14 protein-coding genes are annotated in these 11,518 nt (G+C 56.6%); 10 read left to right on the top strand and 4 right to left on the bottom strand.

Annotated features, from left to right (window positions below; all coding sequences use genetic code 11):
* The 10 genes from HF327_RS05330 (at position 1) to HF327_RS05375 (ending at position 6,006) form a co-directional block, all read left to right on the top strand.
* The gene (locus tag HF327_RS05330; RefSeq protein WP_169107250.1) at positions 1-192 is read left to right on the top strand and encodes a hypothetical protein; all 192 of its coding nucleotides are present in this window, start codon (positions 1-3) and stop codon (positions 190-192) included.
* Positions 192-338: a hypothetical protein gene (locus HF327_RS05335; RefSeq protein ID WP_169107251.1), complete on the top strand. Its 147-nt coding sequence runs from the start codon at positions 192-194 to the stop codon at positions 336-338. Before HF327_RS05330 ends, HF327_RS05335 begins: the two co-directional genes overlap by 1 nt.
* Positions 338-601 (top strand): hypothetical protein, encoded by a 264-nt coding sequence (locus HF327_RS05340; RefSeq protein WP_169107252.1) that lies wholly within the window; start codon positions 338-340, stop codon positions 599-601. Before HF327_RS05335 ends, HF327_RS05340 begins: the two co-directional genes overlap by 1 nt.
* Entirely contained in the window at positions 598-1,668 is a 1,071-nt protein-coding gene (locus tag HF327_RS05345; protein WP_236024052.1) for a rolling circle replication-associated protein, read from the top strand. Before HF327_RS05340 ends, HF327_RS05345 begins: the two co-directional genes overlap by 4 nt.
* Before the next feature lie 331 nt (positions 1,669-1,999).
* Complete coding sequence (locus HF327_RS05350) at positions 2,000-2,236, top strand: hypothetical protein (RefSeq protein WP_169107253.1); 237 nt, start codon at positions 2,000-2,002, stop codon at positions 2,234-2,236.
* Positions 2,237-2,311: 75 nt separating this feature from the next.
* A complete protein-coding gene (locus tag HF327_RS05355) occupies positions 2,312-3,733 on the top strand; it encodes a hypothetical protein (protein ID WP_169107254.1) in 1,422 nt (473 codons plus the stop codon).
* Entirely contained in the window at positions 3,733-4,062 is a 330-nt protein-coding gene (locus tag HF327_RS05360; RefSeq protein WP_169107255.1) for a DUF5455 family protein, read from the top strand. The genes HF327_RS05355 and HF327_RS05360 overlap by 1 nt, the downstream gene beginning before the upstream one ends.
* 3 nt (positions 4,063-4,065) lie before the next feature.
* Entirely contained in the window at positions 4,066-4,938 is an 873-nt protein-coding gene (locus HF327_RS05365; protein WP_198460421.1) for a zonular occludens toxin domain-containing protein, read from the top strand.
* A gap of 97 nt (positions 4,939-5,035) precedes the next feature.
* Positions 5,036-5,344, top strand: coding sequence for a hypothetical protein (locus tag HF327_RS05370; RefSeq protein ID WP_169107257.1), 309 nt, complete (start codon positions 5,036-5,038; stop codon positions 5,342-5,344).
* A 212-nt stretch (positions 5,345-5,556) separates the two neighbouring features.
* Complete coding sequence (locus HF327_RS05375; protein WP_169107258.1) at positions 5,557-6,006, top strand: hypothetical protein; 450 nt, start codon at positions 5,557-5,559, stop codon at positions 6,004-6,006.
* On the opposite strand, the gene HF327_RS05380 is transcribed toward HF327_RS05375, so the two are convergent.
* The 4 genes from HF327_RS05380 to HF327_RS05395 form a co-directional block, all read right to left on the bottom strand.
* Positions 6,003-6,359, bottom strand: a complete 357-nt coding sequence (locus HF327_RS05380) for a hypothetical protein (RefSeq protein ID WP_169107259.1) — start codon at positions 6,357-6,359, stop codon at positions 6,003-6,005. The two genes, HF327_RS05375 and HF327_RS05380, sit on opposite strands and share 4 nt — an antisense overlap.
* Before the next feature lie 293 nt (positions 6,360-6,652).
* Positions 6,653-7,765, bottom strand: a complete 1,113-nt coding sequence (locus HF327_RS05385) for a hypothetical protein (protein WP_169107260.1) — start codon at positions 7,763-7,765, stop codon at positions 6,653-6,655.
* Position 7,766: 1 nt separating this feature from the next.
* On the bottom strand, positions 7,767-10,463 hold the full coding sequence (mobH, locus tag HF327_RS05390) for a MobH family relaxase (protein ID WP_169107261.1): 2,697 nt from the start codon (positions 10,461-10,463) through the stop codon (positions 7,767-7,769).
* Positions 10,460-11,008, bottom strand: coding sequence for a hypothetical protein (locus HF327_RS05395; RefSeq protein WP_169107262.1), 549 nt, complete (start codon positions 11,006-11,008; stop codon positions 10,460-10,462). Before HF327_RS05395 ends, mobH begins: the two co-directional genes overlap by 4 nt.
* Between the last annotated feature and the right edge of the window lie 510 nt (positions 11,009-11,518).

The following is an 11,518-nucleotide window of genomic DNA, read 5'->3' on the forward strand; positions in this document are numbered from 1 at the left end:
ATGGAAAACGCAGCACGCGAAGCCATGGCACAGGGGGCGCTTCTGGCGCTCCTTTTTGCATGGAATGAACACCAGCCCCCGGGCATCAAAGCTGACCGCGTGACGGTCACTCTCAACATTGACGACAGCGTGACCTACAGCGAGGTGACTTACTGGGCCGGTGATCATGCGATCGGTGGGGAGGGCTTCTGATGGACCGCGAAGTCGATCCGGGCGATGCCCCTAAGTGGTGGTTGATTCCTTTTTTCTGGGTTCCGCTTGGCATCTTGATTTGGGTGGGGGTGATTAGTCTCTGCCACGTGTTCTTGACGATTTCCGGCCTGATTGGTGGTGCGTGATGGCTCTCACGCTCATTCAAGCAAATCCCGGTACCGGCATGACGCTGGACATTGGCCGTCTTGCCCCAGTGCCTGACAGGTTCAAATTCGCCCCCAGCAATGGGGCGCTTCACCTCGAATACCTGCGCTTTCTCGCTGCTGAGCTCGATGCACCTCCATCCTGGAAAAAGCTCCCTCCTGACTATGACCGCCAGTGCTATCAGGTGCAGTGCTCGCTGCGTAGTCACGCTGAATACCTGATCGAAGCGGGGGTGCGCGGATGAAGCCCGTATTCGGTCAAGGCTTCTTGGATCGGCTGGAAAAGATTGCGGCTGCTCCCCAGCCTGAGTTCCGTTTTGACCCAGAAAAGCACAAGCCTTGGGCAACGATCGCAAACCAGCATGTAACCCCGCGCATGAAGGCCGCTCGTGCCCGCTACGTAGCCCGTTCTGAGGCCAATGCGCGCGTGTCTCATGCACGCATGCTCTCGTTGCTGGGCGAGGCGCAGGCAGCGCGCGAAGCGCGCGGGCTTGTCTCACTATCAACAACTTGCAAGGCTGATGGTTCTGGTCTTTCGGTGGTTGATTTCGTGGCTGAAAACACCATCGAAATTGACCACCAAAAGGCCCGCATTACCCGCATGCAAAAAAGCGTCGGTATCTCGGCCAAAGCCTTGCACCACCTGGGCGAAAAAAACCAGCGCGTCTGGATGCTCACGCTGACCTATCGCGGCACAAACCGCGATTGGAGGCCCGAACACATCAGCCGTTATCTCGATGGTCTGCGCAAGTGGCATTACAGCCGTACAGGCTCCAAGAAGGTTCGCTATGTCTGGGTGGCAGAGCTGCAAAAACGCGGCGTCATCCACTACCACGTGTGCGTGTGGCTCAACCATGGCCTGACCCCTCCAAAGCCCGATAGCGCATGGAAAAAGAAGGGCGCATTTCAGGCACCCATGTGGACGCATGGCATGTCAAACCGGGTACGCGCAACGCATCCCGTTGCCTACCTCATGAAGTACGCCAGCAAAGGCACATCAGAAGGGAAGTTTCCGCATGGCGCTCGCATCAGTGGTGTTGGTGGGCTTGATGAAATTGGCCGTGGTTGCCGTCGCTGGGTTCTGTGGCCTGCGTATGTGCAGGGCAATGCTTCCATCAAAGACAGGTTCAGACCTGCGCCGGGCGGCGGCTATCTCAATGCTGAAACCGGGGAACTCCTACGGTCTGAGTTCGTGCCAACGGGCGGCGGTTTTACGCGATTTGTGCGGGTGCGCACCACCCCCAGAAGCATTGAAAACACAGGTGGCCCCTTTAGCTGGCTATCGGACAAGCCGGGGGTAGCGCATGCGTGATTTGCTGCTCTGGCTTTTGCTTTGCGTCGTCGTGACTGGCTGCGCGTCCATTGCGCCTGAACCTGAATGGGTGCAGGCCGTAACAGGGAAGTTCTGGTAATGGATCAAAACCTTATAGAGCTTTTTGTAGCTGGGACGACCTTCTTTGCGTTCGTGCTTGGCTATAGGCAGGGGAGGGTCGGCTAATGCTGATTTCTGCATATCTCGGGCTGCTAGTCCTGGCCTATTTCGGTGGCTACAAGGTGGGCTACGTCGTCAAGTTCATCAACCAATTGGGCAATAGTGCCTAAGCGTTTGCCGGTCGCATTACCGGCGTTTTTTGAGGTGTTCAATGAAGGAAAAACTGAAGACTCTGCGTGCACGCGCAATGGTTCTGGCGCTGTCTGCTGGCCCGGCTCTGGCTATGGCTGCTGACCCCACTGACCCTGTGGCAGCTATTGGTCAGGCAAAGACTGATATCAGCTTGATCATTGTGGCCGGTGGCGGTTCATTGGTGACTCTGGCCCTGCTTGGCGTGGGCTGGGTTGTGGGTGCCCGTTTCGTCAAGAAGCTGGGTCGAGCTGGCTAATGGTGGCGGCGCTCTGCTGCCCCTGCGTAGCGGGGGTGGCAGAGCGCCGTAACTCTTTTTGCTCAGATTATTTTTATGAAAATTTTGCGCTTCCTGCGAATCTTCCTGCTAGTCAATCTGATGGTCTATGCAGGCGGCGCTATGGCTGTCATTGCAAAACAGCCTTTGTATGGAATTCAGTTTTTTGAGTTAACAGATACCAGCCCTGAGAATCTATGCAAAAGAACGCGTGAGGCATATCCGGGCGCTGATTCATATTCACTTGAGGGCATGATCTGTGTTATTCGTCGGTATGGTGACAATCATCGTCTAGCTATTAATAAGATTAATGATGTATGTCCTGAAAATAGCTCTGAATCTGGTGCTTCTTGCTCGTGTAATGCCTCATTCTTTGAGGAGGGTGGGCAGTGTGTTGCTGAGATGTCTTCTGAAAAAGCATGTGGCGTTGCTTTATATAACAGCGGTTCTGCTACAAGGTCGCCTGTCACATTAGATGGGAATATTGCTGATGGAGTTTACTGTCAGCCTCAAGGTGATGACGTAAAGCCGGGTCTTGCTTGCGCAATGACTTTTGAGAAAGATATTGGCTGGAAAACTGATGATGGGCAGTGGCATTCTCGGGGTGTTCTCCAGCCTCGCATGATTGGCGGAAACTTTCAGCCTTGCGTGCCGGGTATCGATGGCGACAACAATCCTCCCGATCCTGCGAAGCCGCCAGAACTTCCGAAAAAGCAGGATAACGCTTGTCCCAATGGGTACCCCGGTGATATAGGAGGGGAGACTAAGTGCATCCCCAGTTTTGGCTATAACGGCGTAGATTTCGCGCCTAAAACAAAGTCCTCTGAGACAGCGACAACCAAGACGGATACGACTACAAAAACAGAATGTTCTTCTGGAAAATGCAAGACCACAGAGACCGTAAAAGTTACTGACAAGGCTACAGGTCAGACAACGACAACCGAGAACGTCACCACAGAAGTTGACCGGGACTGGTGCAATAAATCAGAAAATAAAGACAAATGCGCGGCTAACGGCAAGCCTCCATACGCTGGTCAGGGAACGGATTCTTCAGGTACTGAAGCCCAAAACGGCGATGGCGACGGCGAAGAAAAGGGCGGTCGATGTGGGGCAAAGGGTCAGCCGCCCTGCAAAATTGATGAAACCGGTACGCCGACTGGTGAAGGCAAATTTGATCCAGCGCTCGATAAGCAAGCGCAAGATCATCAGCACCGCATGGATACATTAGGAGGAATTAAAAGCACTGCCGATAAAGATACCTCAATGGGGTTTACTGGATTTGCTTGGCTCACGCATAAAGCTTGTTCACCTTGGAATCTCGGTGATTTAAAAATATTGACAGAGACATTCAAGATTGAACTGAATATCTGTGTCATAGAGCCTTATGTAATACCGGTGATGAATTTTCTCTGGATTCTCGCAACTATATTTATGACGTTCTCAAGGGTTGCTAGCGTCATGGGTGCAAAGGTGGACTAATGCCATTAATCGGTGGATTACTTTCAAATCTATTGGTCGGACTCGTTAACTGGTTCGCTCAGTACTTCGGGCGCAAGGTCGCATTCGGTGCGGCTACGGTTGCGGCAATGACGGCTTTGACTGCGGCGCTCTTCGTTTTTATGCGCGGCATCGTTGGCCCTCTGATAGCCCAGCTTGACGGCACTGCAGGCAGGTTCATGGAGGCTATGCAAATGGTCATTCCACCTGTCGCTCCGGCTTGCTTGAGTACCTACGTAGTTGTTTGGACCGCCGCTACTGCGTACACATGGCAGCGCGATCTGATCCACCTCTTTGCGAAAGCGGGGTAAGCCATGCCGGTCTATGTTGTGCAAGGCAAATTGGGTACCGGCAAAGGCCTGTACTGCATGATGAAGATGGACGATGCCTTGCGCGATGGGCGCCGGGTGGCGACAAACTTTGATCTCTTCCTAGAACATTTGATGCCGGCCAATAGCAAGGTTTCGGCCATCCGTGTGCCTGATAAGCCAACGGCGCAAGATTTGGACGATATCGGCCCGGGCAACCCTGATTCGCCATTTGATGAAGAGCGAAACGGCATCTTGGTGCTAGATGAGTTGGGTAGCTGGCTTAACTCGCGCGGCTTCAATTCGCCTGAGCGCGCGGCCTTGCTCGACTGGCTCATTCACGCCCGTAAAAAGGGCTGGGACGTTTACTTGGTGGTGCAGAGCATCGACATGATTGATAAGCAGGTGCGCGTCGGTCTGGCCGAGTATCAGGTGCGCATGATCCGCGGCGACAAAATCAAGATACCGGTCGTCGGCACGTTCTTGGGCAAGCGTGGCCGTCTGCCAAAGTTTCATATCGCCAATATCAGTTTGACGGATGTGCCAGGTCTAACCATTGACCGTGAATTCTTCAAGGCAGGCTATCTGTACAAGGGCTATGACACTTTGCAGATCTTCCGTGATTGGGTGCGCAATCCCGTAGACCCTCGGTTTAAAACAGAGCTCTACGGCGGCCCATACAGCATGTTGACTGCATGGCACCTCAAGGGCCGTTTTGAAGCGCCAAAGGCTCGCCAAAGCCTGTTGCAGCGCCTATTCAGCCAACCTCAGGTAAAGCCTGCTCCTAAGCCACGTCTGGCCGCTGTGGCCTTGTGTTCAAAACTGCCGCCGGATGAAGCGTGGAAACTCGCACGGCGCTATGTCCAAGGGGGCGTGTGATGTGGTGGCTTATCTTCTCTTGGTTGATCGGCGTAGGTGTCTGCCTCTGGGCCGTCAGTGAGCTTTTGGGCGATGCTGGTGGGGAAATGGACAAGCCATGGGAAAAGCGCTGAAACTCCTGCTGGCTGCGTCCGCTGTGAGCGTGGCCATGCTCGCCAATGCAGCTGAACCGGGTAGGGTGGTCGGCTGCACCAAGACTGCCAAGGCATGCACCTGCTACAGCCCATCCGGCCGTCCGGTAGAAGTTGATAAAGGCATCTGCGAAGCAAAGTTTGCCCCGGTCACGGTCATGACGTTTGAGGGTGGCGATATGTCGGCATTGGTCACCCCGGTCCGGGTTGGGCCGCCTGAGCTAGAAAATTTACCGTTCAAAAAATTGCCAATTCAGTGGCTGATAGAGCGCTGAGGGGGTATCGGGGGCCGCGCCCCTGATGTCAACCTTTGATCAGGCATTGCCAGTTACATCGACCTGGCTGCATGCGGCACCTCCCGCACGGCATGCTGCTGGACGGAACGCAATTAGGTTGCAAACCAATGCGGCTGAATCACCCGCCTGAAAGACAAACCGGCGAAGCCGCAGCAGCGCGTGGATACACTCTCTTACAGGAGGGTGTAGACATGTCTCGTTATAGGTCTGAGCAATCAGATGGCGATTTCTTGACCGATGTTTTCAAGATCGCTTTGGGCGTATTTATTGGTGGACTTCTAGCCGCATTGGCATACACCAAATACATGGCTTGGGAGGTTGAGCATTCGCTACGGCAAGCATCTGTGGAAATTCAGAAGCAAGCTGAGCGATCAAGAATTCAAGCTGAGGCAGAGCGTCGTCAGCGTGATGCTGCGGCAAGTGTGAAAGCAAGCCAACAGCGTCAGCAGGCGGCTGATTTGGAGATGCAGGCAAGTCAAAAGCTGCGACATGAGGCTGATATGCGTGCGGCATGGAGCCAGATCTACAAGCCTTCTGCTGCGTGTCAGGCCGAGCAGATAACTCTGTCATGTGCCAATGCACATGCCGCTGCGCATAAAAGGTTCATGGAAATTTACGGCGAGATACCGCCACGCTTTTAGCCGATGCGGAAAATCGGCAGATTGGCTGCGCCAGTCTCTGTCTTGAGCAAATCGGCTTCTAGCTTGCTGATCTGCTCTTTGAGGCGCTTGTTTTGGCGCTCAAGAGATTGGGCGTGCGCGAAGTAAGTTGCGGTGCGTAGTCCTGCAATGGACTCTATATAGCCAATGCCCCAGGTCGATTCCCAGAACAGTGCAATGTGGACGGGCCTTGGGGCTTGGCCTGCGGCGCGGTATTTGCGCAGCGTTGCAGGAGAAATGTCCAGCAGCTTGGCTTTTTGCTCAATGCTGCCGGGCACGTTATCGAGGATGGAAGAGAAGTGAGGGAGGTGAGCTGGGTATGGAGTACGAAACATCACATGACGTTCGGATGGCCATTATGAAAATTGGATCAATACCCGTTGCAGCAGCTTTGCCCTGATTCTGACTCCTATACGATTTAACATAATATACATCGTCTCTAGTAGAAAAGCTTTAAAAAAGAGAGCGCTAAGGCTCTGATTTCTAAGGCTTTTGGCGGACCTCACGGCCAGCATCGCTACTACTACCTCTTACCCAAATTCAGCGAGAAGAACAACTCACCTCGTTGACGCACGGTTCGCACTCTAAGGACTTCGTTCCCAACTGTCAAACATTTTTGATTGACTCGTCATCTTTTTCCAGCATCGGCGCTGCGTCCGCTGCTACAAAATCGCAAGCACTGGACCTGTTCCGAGCCCCCGCAGGAGCCGCACGGCATCCCGTCTGAGTCCACCATTGAATCGTTCACATTGTCGACGTCTCCACATCCAACTGGACACGTGTGTGGATCAAACCCATGGTTGCAAGAACCATCGTCACGCAGCATCTGCACGGTCTTCGCACGTTGAGCAGGCGTTGTGTAGCCGTGTTGAACAGCGATCTCGATGGCGCGATCGAGGTGCAGCTCGGGCACCTGCAGCAGCGCCAGGTCAATGCTGGCCCCCACGCGTAGCTCGTAGGTCTCGTACACCTGGCCACAGCCTTGGTTGGCAGCGTCCGACAAGGCTGCGCACTTCGCTGCCCAGTCGTTTTCCGAGAAGACTTGCGCCTCGCTCGCTGGTGCCACTTCGAGCGCGACGACACTTGGAGACGTAGTAGTAGTTCTTTGTATAGAAGACCCTTGTATATAGAGTGCAGGAAACGGCAAATCCAGTTTGCAGGTTTCGGCAGACGTTTTTGGCTCAAGTTTGCAGGTTTCGGCAGCCAGTTTAGGCTCCAGTTTGCAGGTTTCGGCAAGTGGTTTCGGGGCTTGCTTGATGACTTGGCCAAGCCATTGGCCATCGACGTAATCGGGTAGCCCCTCCAGGACGGCCTGCCGCTCGTCATCGGTCATGGGGCGACCTGGGCATTGCGTGGGCAAGGCCCCGCTAGATCCGCCGCAGTTCCTGCACTGGGTGCGATCGTGGCCGATGCTGTGGAGTGAGAAAATAGCGGCCCGTGGCGCGGGCTGGTCGGAGTCCATCATGGTGCGATCGATGTGCTCAAGCTCGGCAATGACGGCTGGGCAGACCGGCATCAATCCATTGCCAGGTGGCCAGCGCTGCAGCCACATGACCTGATCCGGGTATTTGAGGCCGAGCTTGGCGTGGTGCCAGGTCAAGCTGCCCTCGGCAAAAGCACTGAGCACGTTCCATCGGTGCCGCAGCCGAAACCAGAAGCTACGCGATTTCCATAGCTCTAGGCGCTTGTCTGGCGCGGTGTTGTCGCCAATCTCGTAATCAGTTGAGCAGGTGGATTTCATATCAAACCATCTTCAATGCGGGATTGCTGGGGGGGATGGGCTGGACCCACCGGCCTGGGCTGGTGAGGACAACACAGGACAGATGGGCCACAACCGTGCCGCGGCTGTGGATCTCATAGCGGACGATGTTTGTGCGGTTCGCGGCTGGCAGGTGCCAGCCACACTTGATGACCTCCCTCTGGGTCTTGGTGCTGAGCTCGTCGACGGTGAGATCCTCGTGGCCGTCCTCACGGTCGCCATGGCGTGCGTACTCCTTGAAGATCTTGGGCGATACCAGGGCCATGCCCTCCTCCACGAAGTGAATCGCCGCGCCGGTCTCGTTGAATTTGAGCTCGCGATTGACCAACCCCATTTGCACCCACTGCATGAAAGCCAATGCCAAGGGGCTTGGCTCGGGTGGCGGCTTGTCGGGGTTTGCGTCGATGTCGGGCAGCGGCTGCAGCAGAAGAACCGGCCCCGGTGTTGCTGCTGCAGCCGGCGGCGGACTTGCAGTGATGGTGCGTCCCTTGAGTACGGGCAGGTCGTCGAGCTCGTCCAGATCAGCGGCCATGCGCTTGAACTCGGCACTCACGCTTTGAGAGCGAGGCACTTGGTCATGACGTAGCTCTTGGGCGGGATTCTTAGGTGCGCTTGGCGCTGGCGGCGGCGCAGCTGCCGCAGGTTTGACAGAAGGCGGCCTTGCGGCCGTAGTTGCGGCAGCTTGGGGCGGCTGGTGCAAGGTGGCGGGCTGAGGAGGCGCAGCTGGTGGTGGTGGTGGCACCGCTGCGGCATCTTGGAATCGTTGCTCCAAGGGCGGTGCGCCCTTCTCTGCCGGCTGTGGGTTCTTGGCCGGCTTGTTCTTTTTGCCAGGCTTGTCCGATGCTGTTGCAGATTCGGATGGATCGAGGAAGTAGCTGCCCTCGCTGTCGCCCAGCAAATACGCGGCTTCGCCGTTGTCGAGGCTGTCGTAGTCCATCTTCAATGGTGTGGGCACGCGGGATCTCGATGCTGCCCCAGCTTCAAACTCGTCGTAGGCTGTATCAGCTTGGGTCTGCTGCACTGGCGCCGTAGGCGCCCTAACTGCCAAGACTGCCGCAGTTTGGGATGGAGTTTCTGGTGCAGGTGTCTTTGCTGCTGCCGCAGTGGTTGCCGCAGGCCTGGGCTTTGCCGCAGCATTCGGCGGCTTGGTGAAAGTAGGCTCCCGCATGATGGCGGCATGCTTTTTAGCTTCTGCCGCATCCTGGGGCCGTTGCTTCGCAGGCTTTGCCGCAACCTGGGATGGTTGGGCTGAGGATGCCGCAGCTTGTGGTGCATTGGCATCGATTGCTGCCGCAGATTCCGATGCAGTGAGAGTTGCAGCAGCTTGATGTTCGTCCTGCCCTGCTCCATCCTTGCGACGGTCGCGGATCTCCAGCCGCCCACGCATGGCGGCCGGGTACTTGCTCTCGTGGTTGAACAGCTTGGCCAGAGGGAACTTGAGCATGGCAAAGTCATGCATGTAGGCCCCCTGCTCTGACCCATCCTCGGCGTAACCGTGCACTGTGACATGCCAGGCGGCCTGGCCGCTGGCAGGGTTGAGCTCGATCGCGCCGTAGTCCTGCCAGGTGTCGAACAGCCGGTCGTTCTTTGCGTTGCCAGGCACGCTTTCATCGGGCTCGTTTGCTTGGATGTGCTCTCGCACGGTATCGGCGAGGCGCTTGGCCACGAACCAGATCGCCCCCTCGAACACCCAACCTGCCGCACCGTTGCGATTCAGGGGGAGCTGTGTGCCAGCTTGGAGCATGGTCCTCATAGACTGCATCAGCAGCTCGATGAGAGGCACGGCCTTGGCCGTGGCGAAGCGGGCCTTGGAGCCTTTTTGCAAGGCACGCTGCGTGGAAAGCTGGTCGGCGCGCTTGACGATCTTGGCGACGAGACTGTCCTTGTCCTGGCCGGTGAGGTATTGCTCCAGGGCATCCAAGGCGGTGGGCGTGTGCGCCAGGAATCGAAGCGCACTTTCTGGCGCAATGCGGGGCAGCAGCAGCTGGGCCAGCTTGGCATGGGCGCTGTAATCGCGCTGCCCCTTGGGCGCGAAGTCCACCAGGTACTCGGCAGTGCGTTGGCCAGCGATCTGCGACAGGCTTCCGCCTGCAGGTGCCCAACGGATTGGATCGGCCTCGCCCACAGGACGCCATGCGATACGCAGGTCGGTCATGGGCTTGGCGATGTCATGCAGCAAAGCGCAGAAGAACACCACATAGGTCCATTGATCGCGCTGGGCGTCAACGATCTCGATCTGGCTTCCGCCTGGCAGCAGATGGGCATTGCGCCAGGTCATGGCCGCGAGCAGCATTTCGATGGTGTGCGACAGCAGGCCCCCTGCGTGGGCGTGGTGGTGCGCTTCCGATGCTGGCATGAGCTGCACGAACTCGGCGTACCGCCGAATCGCCGGCAGCAGGTCCCGCTCCCAAATGGCCTGGGACTGGTGCGACTGGCTCCAGATCTGGGTGATAGCCCGCTCAGCGCGGACGGTGGCCAGCAGCTGTTGGGCATTGAGCACGCGCAACCATCCGGGCTCACTGCCCGCGATGTGGATCTCGTCTGGCTTGAGTGGCTGGTCTTGAGGCCGCGTTGATACTGGCGCGTCCGGCAGCGGCAGCGGGCCTGCAGGCGCAGACTTCACGGGCGTGGCCTTGCTCCAGGGCACCATGGCAAGCAACTTTGAAGCAATACTCTTCACGCGCACTCCTCTTGGAGCAGCATTCGAGCGAAGTGCTGGGCACGCGCTGACTTGCCATCGGTGGGTGTCCAGATAGACAGCTCCTCCCCAGGCTGGCCCAGCGCGAGGAAGTCCATGAAACTCTGCTGCAGCGGGTTCCATTTGATGCGTGAGGCGATGCCGTCGCGGCCCCAATCGCCGCATGTATGCACGAACGACTGCGCCACGACTCGCATGACGAAGCCGTGCCAGTTCTTCTCTTGCTGAGGTTTGGGCACATGCGGCATCTTGGGATGGTCAGCAACCAGCTGCAGCAGGATTGAGCGCACGCAGAAGATTGGATCAAGCTCCTCTTCCAGATACTGCTCCAGCCCCTCGAAGCGACCTAACCAGCGCATGAGCGGATTGGTTTTGCTGGCAAGGCCCAGCAGCTGCAGGCTGTCTGCGATAGCGAATATCGAGCAGCCACGATCGAGCGGATCTCGGCCTAGAAATGGTGGATCACTGTTGGCTCTCTGCTGGATGTGCTGACTATGTAGGTGCGGTGCGCGGGCGAGGTCGTCCATGGGGCGCAACCGTACCTAGTGCGCCCTCAGCTGTCAGCGCGAAACCCTGCGGTGATGACCAGAGGCTTTTCGCTTGAAATGCTCGGAAAACTGTGCTAATAAATTACAATTGGCAACAGTTTTTAGATGCGTTTCTACCCATAGTCGCACTTGCCAAGCTGAGCCCGGCGCCAATTTCTCTAAGACACTCTCAGCATCCGACTAAACGACTGACTTCATCAGTGTGGTAGTCCAGGACCGCTAAAAGGCAAATCTTCTCTATGGAACTACGACTCTCCGAATCAGGACCTGCTTTTCCCTTTGCACTCGTCGATGCCATGCTAGACGGGAAAGTCGTATTTCTATGCGGCGCTGGTATCAGTGCACCGATGCTTCCAGGGTTCTGGGCGTTGGTCACTAAGTGCTTTGAGCAACTGAGTGTTGAGTACACCTTGGCGGAAAAGGCGTCACTGGGCGCTGGTCGATATGAAGAGGTGCTCGGCTCTTTGGAGTGAATCGCACCGGCTTCCT

The sequence above is a fragment of the Comamonas suwonensis genome, from assembly GCF_012844455.2.
In the GTDB taxonomy this organism is placed as follows: Bacteria; Pseudomonadota; Gammaproteobacteria; order Burkholderiales; family Burkholderiaceae_C; genus Comamonas; species Comamonas suwonensis.